This is a genomic window from Flagellimonas sp. (assembly GCF_965601775.1).
Lineage (GTDB): Bacteria > Bacteroidota > Bacteroidia > Flavobacteriales > Flavobacteriaceae > Flagellimonas.
In genome coordinates this window covers 2,297,787-2,316,429 of sequence record NZ_OZ271837.1, presented here as the reverse complement: position 1 = coordinate 2,316,429, position 18,643 = coordinate 2,297,787, and the positions used below count along the sequence as shown (strand labels likewise).

Genomic DNA, 18,643 nt, shown 5'->3' with positions numbered 1-18,643 from the left:
CGTTATTTGAATTAGTCAAAGGTATACCCATTATCCGATGCAACTTTATCCGCAATCTGGGTACGAAGTGCTACGACATTGGGTTGATTTGTATACTTGGTGAATCGCTTAAGCCCCATGAGCATCATGCGTTGTTCATCCCCCTCAGCAAAAGAAACAATGGCCTCTTTTCCTTTCTGGATAGCAGTATCAACGGCACGGTACAAATATAGCTTAGACATAGCGATTTGTGTTGCCTGTGACTCCTCTCCAAATCTTTTTGCATTCTTTTCTGTTCTCAGAATAGCCGATTCGGCAAGATAGATTTGAATCAGGATGTCCGAAGCAGCCAATAAAAGCATTTGGTGTTTTTCTAAATCAGGCCCAAACTTTTGGACAGCACTACCGGCGACCATCAAGAAGACTTTTTTGAGTCGTGCCACTAAATCTTTTTCTTCGGCAAACAATTCTGAAAAGTCAGGAGTATCAAAGGAAGGTATGCCCATTAACTCTTCTCCAACCGCCGTTGCTGGACCTAAAAGGTCTACATGGCCTTTCATAGCTTTTTTAACCAACATGCCTACTGCCAGCATGCGGTTGATTTCGTTGGTTCCTTCGTAAATCCTTGATATACGTGCATCCCTCCAAGCAGATTCCATAGGCGTATCAGCACTGAAGCCCATACCCCCAAAAATCTGGATACCCTCATCGGAAGTGTGCTGCACATGTTCTGAAACGGCAACTTTCAAAATAGAGCATTCAATGGCGTATTCTTCCACTCCTTTTAATTCTGCCTCCTGATGGGTATTCCCTTCTGCCTCGCGAATTGCAATGCGGTCCTCAATGTTTTTGGCAGCCCGGTAACAAGCCGCTTCATCCACATAGACATTGGTAGCCATATCTGCAATCTTCGCTTTGATAGCCCCAAAGTTCATAATTGGGGTTTTGAACTGGATACGTTCGTTGGCATATTTTGCAGCTTCGTTGATTACACGACGTTGTGCTTCCAAACAAGCAGCGGCCAATTTGATTCTACCCACGTTCAAGGCATTCATGGCTATTTTGAAACCATTGCCCCTTTCTGAAAGCATGTTTTCAACAGGTACTTTAGTCTCATTAAAGAACACCTGGCGAGTAGAGGAGGAGTGAATCCCCAGTTTCTTCTCTTCATCACCCAAAGTAATCCCATTACTTGGGTCATTTTCGACGATGAAACCCGTAATGTTCTTATCATCTTCAATTCGTGCAAACACAATAAACAGACTGCAAAATCCAGCATTTGAAATCCACATTTTCTGTCCTGTAATACTGTAGTATTTACCATCATCTGATAGAACCGCTTTGGTTTTACCAGAATTGGCATCAGAACCAGCTCCTGGCTCGGTTAAACAATAGGCGCCAAACCATTCTCCGGAAGCTAATTTTGGCACATATTTCTGTTTTTGTTCCTCAGTACCATATAGGGTAATGGGCATGGTTCCAATTCCAGTATGCGCTCCAAAAGCAGTACTGAAAGAACCGGTGGCTCCGGAAATATAGTCGCAAACCAACATAGTGGAAACAAAGCCCATTCCCATTCCGCCATAGGCTTCAGGCACTGCAACGCTGAGTAATCCCAATTCCCCTGCCTTGCGCATGGTTTCCTCGGTATAGGCGTAATCCTTTTTCTCAAAACGCTCCCAATGGCCCCAAAGCTCTCTGTCTACAAACTCTTTGGTGCTTTCACGCATCATTTGTTGCTCCTCGGACAAATCTTCCAAGGTAAAAACGTCTTCGCAGTCTGTTTCCTTTACCAGAAATTGACCACCTCTCAGTATTTCTTTATTTAGGGTTTCTGTGCTCATAGCTATATATTATTGTGTTGTTTTAATTCAAAAATTCATAGATACCTGCGGCTCCTTGACCCGTACCCACACACATGGTCACCATGCCATATTTTCCTTGCATGTCGCGCTTGCGCATTTCGTCAAATAACTGGACCGAAAGTTTAGCTCCTGTACATCCTAGAGGATGGCCTAAGGCTATAGCTCCACCGTTTACATTCACTATTTCTTGGTTTAGTCCCAATTCTCGTATAACGGCCAAGGATTGTGAAGCAAAGGCTTCGTTCAATTCTATCAGCTCCACATCTTCTTGCTTCATTCCTGCTTGTTTCAAAGCCTTTGGAATCGCCTTTACCGGACCAATGCCCATTATTCGTGGCTCCACCCCAGCAGCAGCATAATTAACCAAACGTGCAATAGGTTCTAGATTTAGTTCTTTTACCATTTCCTCGCTCATTACCATGACAAAAGCGGCACCATCGCTCATTTGTGACGAATTTCCAGCAGTCACACTTCCTCCAGCAGCAAAAACAGGTCTAAGTTTGTTAAGTGTAGGAATGTTGGTCCCTTTTCTTGGGCCTTCATCTTTGTTTACCGTATAGGTGTTTGATTCTTTTTTACCTGATTCGTTAATGAATGTATGTTCAACTTCGATAGGTACAATTTGGTCTTGGAACCGGTTTTCCTCCTGAGCTTTTAGAGCCTTCATGTGTGAGTTATAGGCAAATACATCTTGGTCTTCCCGGGAAACTTTAAACTGCTGCGCAACGGCTTCCGCAGTGAGTCCCATACCCCAGTAGTAGTCCTCGTTGCCCTCTTTTGCTGTGGCATAATCAGGAGTAGGTTTGTAACCCCCCATGGGAATGTAGCTCATACTTTCTGAACCTCCAGCGATAATGCAATCGGCCATTCCGGATTGGATCTTTGCCGTGGCAATCCCAATAGTTTCAAGCCCCGAAGCACAATAACGATTCACCGTAACTCCAGGTACATCCTCAATGTTCAAACCCATTAGAGAAATCAACCTCGCCATATTTAAACCCTGTTCTGCCTCAGGCATGGCATTCCCAACTATGACATCATCGATGCGTTTTTTATCCAATTGGGGCAATTCTTTCATCATGTGTTCGATGGTTTCTGCCGCCAATTCATCTGGTCTTTTAAACCTAAAAAGACCCTTGGGGGCTTTCCCAACTGCCGTTCTATATGCTTTGACGATATATGCTGTTTTCATGTATTAATTTTTAAATTCTGTTATAGCCTTAAATTCTTCTTTGTAATGCGTGTCCGTTTCGGTGTCGTAGTACCAATACTCATCCAGTACCGATTTATATCCCACTCGCATCCTAATTTTTGGAACATTTTCCAGTATTATTCGTGTTTCATCATTGTAGGGTAGCCCAAAAAGCATCATTTCTTCACCAGAGGTGAATACATAGTTCCCGATAGTACTGTTCCTTAGAATATCATAACCAAAAGTCCTTTTAGGATTCAATGAATCCATAAGCATATCCACATTTTCAATAGGTATACCTTTATAGTCCAATTGGACAGAAGTCACAATCGCTGGACCGGTACCCTTGTTTGTGATTCGTATTCCGAACCCTTCATTATTATATTGCTGTGTCACGCTTAAATAGGGCCATACCATTGATTTTTGTTGCGATTTCATAATGCTGGCCTCATAAATAGAGGTGACCATGGCTATGATACTAATAACCAATGCCAAAATAGTTCCGATACTCTGAAGTCGATTAGCTCTGGTATCAGCCATCTTGATCAATTCCTCAACGGTTTACCTGTTTTCAACATATGTTGAATGCGTTCCAACGTTTTTCTCTCCGAACATAAGGATAAGAAAGCTTCACGCTCGATATCCAATAAATATTGCTCACTCACATAACTCGCTTCCGACAAATCTCCTCCCGCCATCACATAAGCTAATTTGTTTGCAATCTTTTTGTCATGCTCAGAGATGTAGTGACCTGCTTCCATAGAGTCCGTACCCACCAAGAACATTCCCAAAGCTTGTTTTCCAAGTACTTTTACATCCTTCCTTTTTGGGGGTTGGGTATACCCTGCTTCTGCCATCAGTTTGGCGTACGCCTTTGCAGTGGCTATTTGACGGTCCTTATTAACTACGACGACATCTTTTCCTTTTTGAAGGATGCCCAAATCATAAGCTTCATAGGCTGAGGTAGACACCTTGGCCATTCCAATAGTTAGAAAGTATTCTTGAAGAACATTGAGCTCAACATCATTCTTTTGGAAAGTATCCGAAGCTCGTAGAGCCATTTCCTTAGAACCTCCTCCACCAGGGATTACACCTACGCCGAATTCTACCAGTCCGATATAGGTTTCTGCGGCAGCTACTACCTTATCAGCATGCATGGAAAGCTCACAACCTCCTCCTAAACACATACCATGTGGCGCTGCGATGGTTGGAATGGATGAGTAGCGCATTCGCATTACAGTATCCTGGAAAGCCTTGATGGCCATATTCAATTCGTCATATTCCTGCTCAACCGCCATCATGAAAATCATACCTATATTGGCTCCAACAGAAAAATTAGCCGCTTGATTTCCAACAACTAGTCCCTGAAAATCTTTTTCGGCCAAATCGATGGCTTTGTTCAGTCCTGCAATTACATCCCCACCAATGGTATTCATCTTGGATTGGAATTCGACGTTTAGAATGCCGTCTCCCAAATCCTCTATAACAACCCCACTATTCTTGAATACTTCATTGGATTCCCGAATATTATCCAAAATGATGAAAGCATCTTGTCCTGGAACTTTTTCCATGGATTTCTTTGGAATATCATAATAGTATGTGGCGCCTTCTTTTACAGAGTAGAAAGAGGAAATACCGGCGGATTTCATCTCATCCACCCACGAGGCTGCTTCCAATCCTTCCGCTTTGATAAATTCCAATCCTTTTTCCAAACCAACGGCATCCCAGATTTGAAAAGGTCCATGTTCCCATCCAAAACCGGCCTTCATGGCGTCATCAATCTTATAAAGGTCATCTGATATTTCTGGAATTCGATGCGAAACATAGGCAAAAAGTGCTCCAAAACTCTTGCGATAAAAAGCTCCAGCTTTGTCTTTTCCCCCGACAAGCACTGGAAACCTATCAATGACCTTATCAATGGTTTTGGTCAGCTCGAGCGTGGCGAATTTTGCACTCTTTTTGGAACGATAATCCATGGAGTCCAAATCCAAGGTTAGGATTTCACTTTTTCCATTTTCCCCTTTGACCTTCTTATAAAAACCTTGGCCTGTTTTGCTTCCCAGCCATTTGTTTTCCATCATGGTATTGATGAAATCCGGCAGTTGGAAAAGCTCTAAACGCTCATCTTTCTTGCAATTTTCATGGATACCATTGGCTACATGAACTAAAGTGTCCAAACCAACTACATCCACCGTTCTAAAAGTGGCTGATTTAGGTCTTCCGATTACGGGACCAGTAAGCTTGTCGACTTCTTCGACGGTCATCCCTAAATCCTTGACCGCGTGAAAGAGACTTTGAATGCTAAAAATTCCAATTCTGTTTCCGATAAAGGCAGGGGTGTCCTTGGCTACCACCGAAGTCTTACCCAAAAATTGTTCCCCATATCCATTCAGGAATTCCAATACATCCTCTGAAGTTTGGGGACCGGGTATGATTTCAAATAACTTTAAATAGCGTGCAGGATTAAAGAAGTGTGTCCCGCAGAAATGTTTTTGGAAATCCTCACTTCGACCCTCGCTCATAAATTTGATTGGTATTCCAGAAGTGTTGGAAGTAATCAGAGTGCCTGGTGTTCTGTGTTTTTCCAGGTTTTCAAAAACTTGTTTTTTGATATCCAAACGCTCGACTACCACTTCAATTATCCAGTCAACCTGTCCAACCTTGGCGATGTCATCTTCCAGATTACCGGTTGTAATACGACTTGCGAATTTCTTATGATAAATTGGTGATGGCTTGGATTTTAAGGCTCCAGCCAAGGAATCATTGACAATCCGATTTCGGACTATTTTGTCTGTTAGGCTAAGTCCTTTTGCCTTCTCTTTGTCGTTGAGTTCCCTCGGAACAATATCCAGCAATAATACTTCGACACCGATGTTAGCAAAGTGGCAGGCTATGCCACTTCCCATGATGCCTGAGCCAATAACGGCAACTTTATTGATGTGCCTTCTCATGTATAAGAATTGAAATTAATTAGTTGTTGTTTTAATGTATATTTTTTTGTCAAGAATAAGCTTGTTAATGATATCAACTGTTTTAAAGAAACCCACCAAGTCATTTTCATCCACATGTTCCTTAACCACATCATTAAAACGAAGAACCACGTCCTTGGAATCCTTACGCTTTTGAAGTCCAAAGGCGGTTAAATGGATAAGAACGCCGCGACCGTCTTTTGGGTTAGGTCTGCGTTCAATATATCCTCGTTCTTCCATATTTTTTAGAATTCGTGATAAACTTGTAGCCTCCATTCCCATTTTGGGTCCTAAAGCGGTGCTTGGTGTTCCTTTTTTTGGGTCTATGCTTAAAAGGGTGAATCCTAGCGCCATGGTCAATCCGTAATTCTTTGCCTCTTCGTTGTACATTTTAATAACAGCTTGCCAGGTGGCACGAAGGGCATGGTCAATGGTCATATCTTTCATAGAACTCTCTTGGTTTCCAAATATATGAAAATTTATTATGCATGCATAATAAATTTTTGTGAATACGAATCCCTCCAAAACAAAAAAATCCTGCTCAATGGCAGGATTTGATATAGGGGTCAATAAACTTAATGACCATAAATATTGTTGTAGAGTTCAATGTATTTTTGTTTAACAATCTTTCTGCGCAATTTCATAGTAGGGGTCAGATGACCACCATCAACACTCCAAACCTCTGGAGTTAGTCTAAATTGTTTCACTTTTTCCCATTTGGCAAAGTCCGCATTTGCTAAATCCACTTCTTCCTGGATTTGAAGAATAACTTTTTCATTCGATATAATTTGGGAATGTTCCCCAAAAGGTATGTTGTTTTCTTCCGCCCACTCCTGTAAAAATTCAAAATTAGGCTGAATCAAGGCTGAAGGCATCTTTTCTCCTTCGCCCATGACCATGATTTGTTCAATAAAACGGGATTGCTTGAAACGATTTTCCAAAACCTGGGGAGCGACATACTTGCCTCCTGAGGTTTTGAACATTTCTTTCTTCCTATCGGTAATTCGTAAAAAGCCTTCTTCATCGATTTCCCCAATATCTCCAGTATGGAAATACCCGTCTTTCAATACTTCGTTGGTTTTGACCTCATCCTTATAATATCCTTGCATTACCTGAGGCCCCTTAATACAAATTTCTCCATCATCGGCTATTTTCACCTCGGTACGGTCAATGGGTCGTCCAACAGTTCCAATTTTAAAACCATTTTCACGCATATCATTTACGGATACCACTGGGGAGGTCTCTGTGAGCCCATAGCCTTCCATAACTCCAAGTCCAGCAGCATTGAAAACTCGGGCCAACCGCGCTTGTAAAGCTGCACTTCCTGAGGCTATAAGGGTCAAATTGCCACCCAGACTTTCTTTCCATTTGCTAAAAATGAGTTTGCGCGCCAAACCTAATTTCTTCTCATACCACCAACCATTTTTGCCATAAGGTTCGTACTGCAATCCTACGTCAACCGCCCAAAAGAACAGTTTCTTTTTAATTCCAGTCAACTCGCTACCTCTAGCAATAATTTTATCATATACTTTTTCCAAAAGTCTCGGTACCGCAGTCATCACGTGGGGGCAAACTTCCTTAAGATTGTCACTAATAGTTTCAAGAGATTCCGCATAATGGATACTAACTCCCCGATACTGGTAAAGATAAATTAGCATGCGCTCGTATACATGACATAGGGGAAGGAAGCTTAGTGATTTGGTTTCCCCATCCACAATAGGAAACCGCTTGGAACTTTCTATCGCATTGCTAACCAAATTGTCGTGGGAAAGCATTACACCCTTTGGTCGTCCGGTAGTCCCTGATGTATATATTAAGGTTGCCAAATCATCTGGCTTAACCGATTCTTTGATTTGTTCCACCTCATTCTGGTTGGAATCATCCGCTCCAAGTTCCAAAACCTCTTTCCAATTTTTGCAGTTACCCAGTTCATCAAAAGAAAATACTTCCTTTAATTTTTTAACATTGGAGGCAACATCCAGTACTTTTTGCAGAACCTCAGAGCAGGAGACAAAACAATATTTGGCTTCAGAATGGTTTAATACGTATTCATAATCTGCTGCGGATATGGTTGGATAGATAGGTACGTTTTGAGCTCCAATTTGCAAAATGCCGATGTCCATGATGTTCCATTCCGTTCGGTTATTCATGGAGATGACCGCAATTTTATCGTTGGGTTGAACACCCATTCGTAAAAGAGCCCTGCTGATAGCATTGGCTTGATTCAGATAAGATTCAGTGGAAGTGGCTACCCACTTGCCATCGTATTTGGTAACTAATGATTCCTGAAGGGGAAATTTTTCCAACTGATATTTTGGAAAATCAAAGAGTCTGGTAACTTTTTGCATAGTAAGTTTCTGTTATGAAATTGCAAAATAGGGAAAGGAAGCCGGATTTTAAAATGGCATCCCTAAAAATAAAATCGAATTTTTATTGAAAATTCAATTGGCGTTGAAGTTCTCAACCCACATTCTCGCATTGTGAAAAGCCATTATCCAGGGACTGATGGTATCACTCCTATCTTTAGGATAGTGTGCCCAGTTCCAAGGGAATATGCTTCTTTCAATATGGGGCATGGTCACCAAATGTCGCCCTGTTCTATCACACAACATGGCCACGTTATAATCGCTTCCATTGGGATTGGCTGGATACGCCGAATACCCATATTTTGCGACAATCTGATATTCACTTTCTGCAAGAGGTAAGCTGAATTTACCCTCTCCATGTGAAATCCATACTCCCAAAGTGGTTCCTTCTAGACCGGATAGCATTACCGAGTTGTTTTTCCCAACAATGACGGAGGTGAAATTGCTTTCGTGTTTGTTGGATTCGTTATGGGTCATCTTTCCATGCTGCTCCCCGTGTTCTGGATTTATCAAATCCAATTCCATAAATAATTGGCATCCGTTGCAAATTCCAACAGATAGGGTATCAGGTCGCTTAAAGAAATTGGTAATGGCTTTTTTTGCTCGTTCATTATATCGAATCGCGCCGGCCCAACCTTTGGCGCTTCCCAGTACATCAGAATTAGAAAACCCTCCCACAGCTCCAAGAAACTGAACATCTTCCAAGGTTTCCCTACCTGTAATTAGGTCGGTCATATGCACATCCTTCACTTCAAAACCTGCCAAATACATAGCATGGGCCATTTCCCGCTCCGAATTACTTCCTTTTTCCCGAAGAATGGCTGCAACAGGTTTCTTGCCTGATTTTTTTGATACCGGATAAAGCGAACTACTATCAAAATTACTAGGAAACTGATAGGTTAAGGGCTGATTCTTATAATTTGCATATCTCTCTTTAGCCAATCCCTTGGCGGTTTGCTTGTCATCCAACAAATAGGAGGTTTTGTACCAAGTATCCCGAAGTGATGCTACGTTTAAACCCATTTCTACCCCATGGTTTTTAATTCTTAGTTCACCTTTAGAAAGTGGAGAACCAATTTTGATAGCATTCAAGCGTTTTGCTGTTGAAGCATCCGTTTGGAAGACGATTCCTATGTTTTCAGAGAAAAGAAGTTTGATGGTATCCGATTCTGCCAATGCTGTTAAGTCCAGTTCAGCTCCCAAATCAGTATCTGCAAAACAGAGTTCCAATAAAGTGGTTATCAATCCTCCGGAGCCCACATCGTGGCCAGCCAAAATATTTCCTGCTTTGATTTCTTTTTGGACCTTGTTAAAAATGCCCTTAAAGTAGGTTGCATCCTTTACGTTGGGTGCATCACTACCCACGGCATTTAATATTTGATAAAAGCTTGAACCTCCCAATTTGTACTCATCTTGACTCAAATTGAGATAATACACGTCCCCACCATCCTTTTGTAAAACAGGTTCTACAACTTGTTTTAAGTCCGAACAATGTGCTCCAGCTGAGATAATGACCGTTCCAGGAGCAATTACTTCTTTGTCCTGATACTTTTGTTTCATGCTAAGCGAGTCTTTTCCCGTCGGAATATTTATACCCAAGGCAATGGCAAATTGAGAACATGCCTCCACAGCTTCATACAAGCGAGCGTCTTCTCCAGGGTTGCGACAAGGCCACATCCAGTTGGCAGAAAGTGAAACGGATTCCAATCCCTTTTCCAAAGGTGCCCAGATAATATTGCTCAATGATTCGGCAATACTATTTCGACTTCCAGCAACCGGGTCAATTAAACCTGAAATAGGAGAGTGTCCAATACTCGTAGCCAGCCCCTCTTTTCCTTTAAAATCCAAAGCCATTACCCCGCAATCGTTGAGCGGTAACTGGAGTGGGCCAGCACATTGCTGCTTCGCCACCCTTCCGCCCACACAACGGTCCACTTTGTTGGTCAGCCAATCTTTGCAGGCCACAGCTTCGAGTTGTAAAACTCGTTCTAGATAGTCATGAAAATGCTCAAGACTATAGGGTACATCTTTAAAATTGCTATCGACGGTGTTATCGTCCATTATGGTCTTTGGAGAACTCCCGAACAAAGCGGATAGTTCCAAATCCATTGGTTTTTCATTCTTTCGTGTCGATTCAAATGAAAAATGATGGTCACCCGTTACCTTACCTACCTTGTAGATTGGAGACCTTTCTCGTTCTGATACCCTTTGTAGTAATTCTTGATCTTTTTCAGAAATGACCAATCCCATGCGTTCCTGACTTTCATTGCCAATAATTTCTTTGGATGAAAGTGTTGGATCACCAACAGGAAGTTTATCCAAGTCGATTTTTCCACCAGTGTCTTCAACCAGTTCCGAGAGACAGTTCAAGTGTCCGCCAGCACCGTGGTCGTGGATGGAAACAATGGGATTATTATGGCTTTCGACCAATCCGCGGATAGCGTTGGCCGCTCTTTTCTGCATTTCCGGATTGGAACGTTGGACCGCATTCAATTCGATGGCAGCTTCAAACTCACCCGTATCTGCACTGGATACTGCTGCTCCACCCATTCCAATTCTATAATTGTCGCCCCCAAGTATGACTATATTATCTCCTTTTTTAGGCATATCCTTCAAAGCTTGTTCTTTTTTGCCATAGCCAATACCACCAGCAAGCATGATTACCTTATCAAAACCTAAAAGATGAGCCTCTTCATTATGTTCAAAAGTCAATACCGAACCTGATATTAAGGGCTGACCAAATTTATTGCCAAAATCAGATGCACCATTACTGGCTTTTATCAAAATATCCATTGGAGTTTGGTATAACCAATCGCGCTCAGGAAATGCCTTTTCCCAAGGGCGTGTCTCTTCCAATCGAGAGTAGGAGGTCATATAAACTGCAGTTCCAGCTAGGGGCAATGCTCCCTTTCCACCAGCTAAGCGGTCTCTAATTTCTCCCCCGGAACCTGTTGCAGCTCCATTAAAGGGTTCTACTGTTGTTGGAAAATTATGAGTTTCAGCTTTTAGCGACAGGACGGAATCAAAATCTGTTTCTTCATAGAAATCTGGTTTATCGGCACTTTTTGGCGCAAATTGAATGGCTTTAGGGCCTTTGATAAAAGCTACATTGTCTTTGTAGGCGGAAACTATATCGTTCGGGTTTTCTTGTGAGGTTTTCTTTATCAATTTGAATAAGGAACTCGGCTTTTCCTGACCATCAATAATGAAAGTACCGTTAAATATTTTATGTCGGCAGTGTTCTGAATTGACCTGACTAAACCCAAAAACTTCAGAATCCGTCAATTTTCTGCCTAGGGATTTGGATAACTCCTCCAAATATTTGACTTCTTCCTCATTTAACGCCAATCCTTCCTTTTGGTTATACCCTTCAATATCCTCAATCTCTAGAATGGGTTCAGGTTCAATGTCTATGGTGAAAACATCTTGATTTAGACCTTTATATTTTTGAAATAGCATAGGGTCATAATCCGTATCTTCTTCCTTAACCGCTTCAAATTCTTCTATTCTTAGAATGCCCTTTACTCCCATATTCTGGGTAATTTCTGTGGCATTAGTGCTCCATGGGGTTATCATAGTGGCCCGTGGCCCAACAAAAAAGGCGTCGATAGACGCCATGTTTATTTTGGGTTGGTTGCCAAACAACCAAATCAGTTTTTCAGTATCCTGAGGTGCAATTTCTTGTGTGCTTTGGACGGCAAATACCTTTTTTGTCTCGTCCCCAAAGAAATGAATCATACAATCTGAGAATTGAGCGGTTTAAGAAAGTGCGAATTTAAGCTATTCCATTCTTTTTTCCTTGCGGTAACCCCTTAGTTATCCAACGAATTGTTAACCAAGTTGACCAACCACTCAGCTACCGATCAATACTCTCGTATTCTATCTTTTTTTAAACAAACATTCCACCAGACGCCTCAATGCGTTGACCATTTATCCAAGCGGCATCTTCAGTACAAAGGAAAGCCACAATGGAACCAATGTCTTCGCTTTCACCAACCCTTCCCAATGCGGTAAGAGAAGCAATGATATCTACAACTTGGGGAGCTTGTTCAAAACGGTCTTTATTGAAATCAGTGTTTATGGCCCCTGGGGCGACGGTGTTTGCCTTTATTTTACGAGCGCCCAACTCTTTTGCTAAATAACGGGTGTATACCTCAATCGCTCCTTTCATACTGGCGTAGGCAGAATAGCCTGGCAAGGAAAACCTAGCGAGTCCGCTGGAAATATTGATGATTCCACCTCCATCGGCCAGGGTGTCCAACAAGGTTTGTGTCAAGAAATAAACTCCTTTGAAGTGAACATTCATTAAATCATCAAAAGCCTCTTCCGTGGTATTCGCAACAGATCCCTCATGTCCAAATCCTGCGTTGTTAATTAAATAATGAATAGAGGAAGTATTGAACTTGGATTGCAGTTCCTCAGTCAAACTGTTTTTAAAACCTACGAATGACTTTATATTTCTTGCATCCAATTGGATGGCAATTCCATTCCCGCCTTCTTTTTCAATCAATTCAACGGTTTCTAAGGCGGCCTTTGCGTTAGAATTGTAGGTGATAACTACATTCAATCCTCTTTTAGCAAGGTTGATTGCCATATCTTTTCCCAGTCCGCGGCTACCGCCCGTAACTAATGCTATTTTCTTTGTACTCATGGTGTTATATTTTAAAAATTAAGAACACCACAAAGTTCACTCAGGTCTTGTGAATTTTTTTACGCCAAAGAATCAAAGAGTTGTAAAAATCAAACAATTTCTAATTTTCGGAAAGAAACTGGGGAATGCCCTGCGTATTTTTTGAAGAAATTCGAAAAATGGGCGGTTTCCTCAAATCGTAGGGAGTTTGCAATTTCAGAAACGTTCCAATTCGTATGCCGGAGCAGTATCTTGGCCTCTTGCACCAAGCGTTCTGCTATTAATACCGAAGTATTTTTTTGTAAAGTTTCTTTGAGTGCCCTGTTCAAATGATTCACATGCACGCTTAGTTGATGGGCAAACTCAGAAGCCGTTTTTAAGCGAACACGCTGCATAGGGCTCTCAATGGGGAATTGACGTTCCAAGAGTTCCATAAACAATCCTGAAATGCGTTCTGAAGCATTGGAATTACTGTTTTGCAATTCGCTGGCAGGTTGCATTTTTAGCCCCGTATGAATCAATTCGAAAACTAGGTTGCGAAGCATGTCATATTTGTATACATATTCTGAGTCAATTTCGGTAAGCATCCGTTGGAAAATGGAAACCACTGCTTCGACCTTTGAATCTTCCAACTGAAATACAGGATTCCCATTGGGTTGAAAAAGCGGATATTGGGTTAAATCTCCAAATTGATGAAAAAAAGTTTCGGTAAATACGCAGAAATATCCAGTGAGCTGCTCGTCAATCTGCTCCCAATTGTAAGGAATTTGAGGATTTGAAAACACAAGGACTTGTTTGTCAACCGGCACAATCTTATCCGCATAGTGTACCCGACTTTTTCCTTGAACCAAACTGATTTTGAAATAGTCACGCCGGTTGAAAGGCATAGGTTTGGGTTTTGGCCCAGTAAATTCATCCAACTTAAAGACATTGAAATGGCCGATACCCGAACGCACACTTTCCGGCACATAATTTTGAGTCTCTTTATAAAATTCTTCTATGGATACTTTCTTGTCCATAAAGTAAAGTTACATAAATCAAACAACATATCTTTTTGACAGTCCTTGCATGTTTGAGGTTGGATGCTCGGTGCTGAATGCCTAATGACTTTTGTAAGTATTTGCGCTTGAATTTAAATTTTAAAAAATAGAGATTAAGAGGTATTGGCTATTTCTTTTGAAGTAATGCCATATAAAAACCATCGTATCCTCTTGCCGAAGCGAATATGTTTTGTTCCGAAATGAATTCGAAATCTTTTCCTTCTTCTGAATCCAGGAAATGCCGCACCTGCTCACTATTTTCTTCTGGAAGAATAGAACAGGTGGCATAGACCATTTTACCTCCGGATTTGACCATTTTGGAATAGCGTTGCAAAATATCCTGTTGCACTCCCTTTATGCGTTCCAAAAATTCAGGTTCCAACTTCCATTTGCTATCTGGATTTCTTCGAATTACCCCCAAACCGGAACAGGGTGCATCCAAAAGCAGACGGTCCGCCTTTCCGTAAAGTTTCTTGACCACCTTACTGTTTTCTATTGTGCGGGTTTCCATATTGTGTACCCCATTTCTGCGGGCTCGAACTTTTAGTTTTTTCAGCTTGCTTTCATAAATGTCCATGGCAATAAGCTGCCCCTTGTTTTGCATTAAGGAAGCTAAATGCAAGGTTTTACCGCCAGCCCCAGCACAAGCATCCACTACACGTTGTCCGGGAGACACATCCAAAAACGGAGCAACCAATTGGGAGGATGCATCCTGTACTTCAAAAAGCCCATCTTTAAAAGCGTCTGTGGTGAATACGTTCTTACGCTCTTTCAGTTTTAGGGCATCTCCGTATTCTGGTAGGTCAATGGTTTCTATGCCTTCATCCGAAAGTGCTTTTTGCAAGGTGTTTTTTGAAGTTCGCAAGGTGTTGGTCCGAAGAATAACCTCAGCCTGGCGATTTAATGCTGCACTTTCTCTAGTCCACAGTTCTGCACCCAACGCTTTTTCTCCCAGTTCGTCTAACCAATCGGGAAAAGACTCTCTATATTTTCTGATTTTGGATAGCTCATCAAAACGCCCTTTGATACGCCGTTCAGGTGTATTTTCCAGTTGTTTCCAGTCTGGCAATCGGATGCCCCTCAAAACACACCATACGGCAAACAGTCTAAAAAGATGTGGTCGCGAAAAAGGTTCATGTACTTCGGCGATTTCGACATACAGTCTTTTCCAGCGCACAATATCATAGGTTGTTTCTGCGATAAATCCTCGGTCTCTAGAGCCCCAACGCTTATCATAACGCAATACCTTTTCTATCACCTTATCCGCATATTCTTCTTCATTAAAGATGAGGTTAAGGGCATCAATTACAGCAAAAACAAGATTTCTATGAAGGCGCATACTGGCAAAATTAAGATTGCAAAGGTAGGCTTTACCTTATTTTCCCGCTACTTTTGGAGAAAGACAATTTTAAATGAGATATCTCGGTGTTCTATTGGTCCTAATATTTATGGGTTGTTCCCAAAAAGAGAAGCCACTTAGCTTCTCAACGGTTGCTGTTCAAACCGTTTTTGAAGATTCCATTAGCATTCGTGCTATTGAATTTTTGGACTCAAGGACGCTGGCCTTTGCTGGAAGCAATGGAATGTACGGAACTGTGGACATCCCTTCGGGTAAAGTACGGACAGCTGTCATGGACCATGAAGGGAGTTCCCCAGAATTTAGAGCTGTGGCCCATACGTCTTCGGATTTTTTTATGCTGTCGGTTGCAAGCCCTGCTTTACTTTATAAAACAGGTGAAGGTGGTACAATGGAGTTGGTTTATAGGGAGGAAGGGGAATCTGTTTTTTACGATGCTATGACTTTCTGGAACGACAAGGAGGGTATTGCCATAGGAGATAGCCAAGATGGATGTATGGCCATCATCATTACTAGAGACGGTGGGAAAAGCTGGGAAAAGGTTTCTTGCGAGGACATCCCAAAATTAGAGGATGGTGTGGGGGCATATGCTGCCAGCAATACCAATATTGAAACCCAAGGAGATAAAACTTGGATACTGACATCCAAAAAACAAATGCTATTTTCACCAGACAGAGGACGGAATTGGGAAATAATGAACACTCCTATCCAATTAATTGAACCGTATCATGGAATGTATTCCCTAGATTTTTATGACGAAAACTTGGGCTTTGCTATTGGAGGTGATTTTAGCAAACCAGAAGTGAACGTATACAATAAAATGGTAACCAAAAATGGTGGAAAGGACTGGGAATTGGTTGCCGATGGTTCTGTGCCAGGATATAAAAGTTGTGTTCAATATGTGTCCAATTCAGAGGGAAAGGGATTGGTGGCAATAGGGTTTACCGGAATTGATTATTCCAAGGATGGTGGCCAAACCTGGAAGCAATTAAGCGAAGAAGGATTTTACACCATTCGATTTTTAAATGATAGTACGGCCTACGCAGCAGGGAAACACAGAATTGCCCAACTGAAATTCCAATAAAAAAGGGCGGAAACCTCCGCCCTTTACTCAACTAACCAAACTAACTAAACCGTTACCACAACAAAGTTTCGTCCTGCTTTTTTGTACCAAATGCCTTTATAGCTATATAATTTTCTTCCATTTCGCCATACCACTCTGTGACCTCTTGGCAATGTTCTTACCCGAATCCCCACCGGAGCTGCACAAACCACATATCTTCTACCTCTTGCTTTGTACCAAATCCCATCTGCGAAGTAAAAATTGGTTTTATTGTGAACTACCACTTTAGGTCTATGAATAGTGGTTACTACTGTTCCGTGTTTTGGATACACTCGTACTACTTTGGTCTGTGCTCCACACGCAGCCATAGTACCAAGAACTAAAATTGCCAGTATAAGTTTTTTAATGTTTTTCATAACGTAGATTATTTTGGGTTTCTGTTCTTTTGACTTAGTAGAAGAGCTATGGTTTAATGGAAAATGATGTGTTTTGCCGATTTTTTCGGTTGTTAAACGGAAACTGCAAAAAGTGAGGATAAAAGCGAAGTGCTAAGAGGGAGGTATTTAAGTGGGCAGAATGTATTTCGCGGACGAAAGAATACAAACTAAAAGAGGAGATTGTTCATCAACCTCCTCCTTGTCTTTTTCGGTATTGCTGCAGCAATCGTTTTTTAAAGTCTTCTTCCGCTTTTAGTAATAATAGGATTTTCTTTGGAGGAAGAACGTCTCTTAGGTCTGCGATGTAGGCTTGCTCAGCTTTATGCTTCTCACTTTGAATGGCCAAATACTGGTCCAAAAGAGCAGAGGACTCCTGTTCTGTGAGATCTTGGACCAATCCAATTTTGGATTTTAGCTGTACCCGCTCTTTTCGTCGAATGGCTTCCAGCTTTTTTTCATGGGTATTGTAAACAGGCCAAAATGTTTGGGCTTCACCACTGCTAAGACCAAGTCGTTCCGTGATAAAAGCCACTTTTAAGGTTTTGATTCTATCTCTTACAGGACCTTGAGCGTAAACGCCTGCTGCCATAAAAGCAAAAATCACAACAATAAAGAATTTCTTATTCATAGTCCTCAAAATTCAGGTTTAATTCCTCAATATCCTCTATGTTTTCGTCTAAATATTCCAGAATGTTTTCGGATTCCAACGGGGTATCCATCACGTCCCTTAATTCGGTATCCTCTATGGATACCAATTCTGCCAACTCATAAGAACTCAGGTCGAGTTCCGTATTTTCCAAATAAGTATCAATTTCTGCGCTTGCCAAATCCTCAAAACCTATTGGAGAATCGGTATTGATGTTTAAGTTGAAAAATATCAAGAGAACTGCAGCTACTGCGGCGGCTCCATAAAAATATTTTCTATAGGGTCGGAGTTTGATAACCTTGGTTTCTGATTGTCCGACTCCGCTCAGTATTTTTTCTTCAACATGTTCAAAATAGCCTTCAGGAATAGCGAACCCATCGGATGCAGGTAAAAAGGATAGTGTTTCGGTATCTTCCTCGGTCTTCATTTTTTGCATAAGACGCTCATGGAAGTTATCGAAATACCCCTCAGGTGTTTTAAAATTCTCTTTGCCTTTTTTCCCCATTGTCCTTTTTTGACTGATTATCCCAATAAAGGTTTAATCTGCTTTAAGATACGTTTCAATTTTCTTTACCGCCAAATGGTATGAAGTTTTTAGTGCCCCAACCGAAGTTTCCAAAACCTCGGAAATTTCTTCGTACTTCATTTCTTGATAATATTTCATATTAAAAACCAATTTTTGCTTATCTGGAAGTGTCGCCAATGCTTTTTGAAGTTGGATTTGGATTTCATCACCTTCAAAATATACGTCAGCTTCCAGATTTTCCACCATTTTGGTTTTTAACTCTTCATCCGTTATGCCACTTTTCTTTGACCGCTGTTTGATAAAAGTCAGCGATTCATTGGTAGCAATGCGGTACATCCATGAATACAATTTACTATCCCCCTTGAAGCCTTCAATATTTCGATACACTTTGATAAATGTATTCTGTAAGACATCATCTGCATCATCATGGTTCAATACAATCCTCCGAATATGCCAATAGAGTCTCTCCTTATGCGTATTTACCAATACCGCAAAGGCCTTTTCCCGGGTTTGGGAATCCTTTAGTTGCTCTACTAGGGCTTCTTCAGCAATCAATTGCATATACAATTTGGT

The 18,643-nt window shown here is 41.4% G+C and carries 15 protein-coding genes; 1 reads left to right on the top strand and 14 read right to left on the bottom strand.

Going from position 1 to position 18,643, the window contains the following annotated elements; all coding sequences use genetic code 11:
• Positions 1-11: 11 nt before the first annotated feature.
• The 10 genes from ACSLUF_RS10640 to ACSLUF_RS10595 form a co-directional block, all read right to left on the bottom strand.
• Positions 12-1,823 carry an acyl-CoA dehydrogenase family protein gene (locus ACSLUF_RS10640; RefSeq protein ID WP_435622763.1) on the bottom strand — a complete coding sequence of 604 codons (1,812 nt, stop codon included), beginning with the start codon at positions 1,821-1,823 and terminating at the stop codon, positions 12-14.
• Between the two features lie 22 nt (positions 1,824-1,845).
• Entirely contained in the window at positions 1,846-3,036 is a 1,191-nt protein-coding gene (locus ACSLUF_RS10635; RefSeq protein WP_435622762.1) for an acetyl-CoA C-acyltransferase, read from the bottom strand.
• A gap of 3 nt (positions 3,037-3,039) precedes the next feature.
• On the bottom strand, positions 3,040-3,576 hold the full coding sequence (locus ACSLUF_RS10630) for a hypothetical protein (protein ID WP_435622761.1): 537 nt from the start codon (positions 3,574-3,576) through the stop codon (positions 3,040-3,042).
• Positions 3,577-3,581: 5 nt separating this feature from the next.
• Entirely contained in the window at positions 3,582-5,987 is a 2,406-nt protein-coding gene (locus tag ACSLUF_RS10625; protein WP_435622760.1) for a 3-hydroxyacyl-CoA dehydrogenase/enoyl-CoA hydratase family protein, read from the bottom strand.
• Positions 5,988-6,002: 15 nt separating this feature from the next.
• Entirely contained in the window at positions 6,003-6,452 is a 450-nt protein-coding gene (locus ACSLUF_RS10620) for a MarR family winged helix-turn-helix transcriptional regulator (RefSeq protein ID WP_435622759.1), read from the bottom strand.
• A 128-nt stretch (positions 6,453-6,580) separates the two neighbouring features.
• Positions 6,581-8,353 carry an AMP-dependent synthetase/ligase gene (locus tag ACSLUF_RS10615; RefSeq protein WP_435622758.1) on the bottom strand — a complete coding sequence of 591 codons (1,773 nt, stop codon included), beginning with the start codon at positions 8,351-8,353 and terminating at the stop codon, positions 6,581-6,583.
• 93 nt (positions 8,354-8,446) lie between these two features.
• Positions 8,447-12,109 carry a phosphoribosylformylglycinamidine synthase gene (gene purL, locus ACSLUF_RS10610; protein ID WP_435622757.1) on the bottom strand — a complete coding sequence of 1,221 codons (3,663 nt, stop codon included), beginning with the start codon at positions 12,107-12,109 and terminating at the stop codon, positions 8,447-8,449.
• Between the two features lie 151 nt (positions 12,110-12,260).
• Positions 12,261-13,022, bottom strand: a complete 762-nt coding sequence (locus ACSLUF_RS10605; protein ID WP_435622756.1) for an SDR family NAD(P)-dependent oxidoreductase — start codon at positions 13,020-13,022, stop codon at positions 12,261-12,263.
• An 89-nt stretch (positions 13,023-13,111) separates the two neighbouring features.
• Complete coding sequence (locus ACSLUF_RS10600) at positions 13,112-14,020, bottom strand: helix-turn-helix domain-containing protein (RefSeq protein ID WP_435622755.1); 909 nt, start codon at positions 14,018-14,020, stop codon at positions 13,112-13,114.
• A 148-nt stretch (positions 14,021-14,168) separates the two neighbouring features.
• Positions 14,169-15,380, bottom strand: coding sequence for an RsmB/NOP family class I SAM-dependent RNA methyltransferase (locus tag ACSLUF_RS10595; protein ID WP_435622754.1), 1,212 nt, complete (start codon positions 15,378-15,380; stop codon positions 14,169-14,171).
• 73 nt (positions 15,381-15,453) lie between these two features.
• On the opposite strand from ACSLUF_RS10595, the gene ACSLUF_RS10590 reads away from it, so the two are divergent.
• Positions 15,454-16,482, top strand: coding sequence for a WD40/YVTN/BNR-like repeat-containing protein (locus ACSLUF_RS10590; RefSeq protein ID WP_435622753.1), 1,029 nt, complete (start codon positions 15,454-15,456; stop codon positions 16,480-16,482).
• Positions 16,483-16,526: 44 nt separating this feature from the next.
• Here the strand turns inward: ACSLUF_RS10590 and ACSLUF_RS10585 are convergent, their stop codons facing one another.
• From ACSLUF_RS10585 to ACSLUF_RS10570, 4 genes are all read right to left on the bottom strand, one after another.
• Positions 16,527-16,877, bottom strand: coding sequence for a DUF6515 family protein (locus tag ACSLUF_RS10585; protein ID WP_435622752.1), 351 nt, complete (start codon positions 16,875-16,877; stop codon positions 16,527-16,529).
• Positions 16,878-17,085: 208 nt separating this feature from the next.
• Positions 17,086-17,526, bottom strand: a complete 441-nt coding sequence (locus ACSLUF_RS10580) for a hypothetical protein (RefSeq protein WP_435622751.1) — start codon at positions 17,524-17,526, stop codon at positions 17,086-17,088.
• A complete protein-coding gene (locus ACSLUF_RS10575; RefSeq protein WP_435622750.1) occupies positions 17,519-18,049 on the bottom strand; it encodes a hypothetical protein in 531 nt (176 codons plus the stop codon). Before ACSLUF_RS10575 ends, ACSLUF_RS10580 begins: the two co-directional genes overlap by 8 nt.
• Before the next feature lie 33 nt (positions 18,050-18,082).
• Positions 18,083-18,631 (bottom strand): RNA polymerase sigma factor, encoded by a 549-nt coding sequence (locus ACSLUF_RS10570; protein ID WP_435622749.1) that lies wholly within the window; start codon positions 18,629-18,631, stop codon positions 18,083-18,085.
• Between the last annotated feature and the right edge of the window lie 12 nt (positions 18,632-18,643).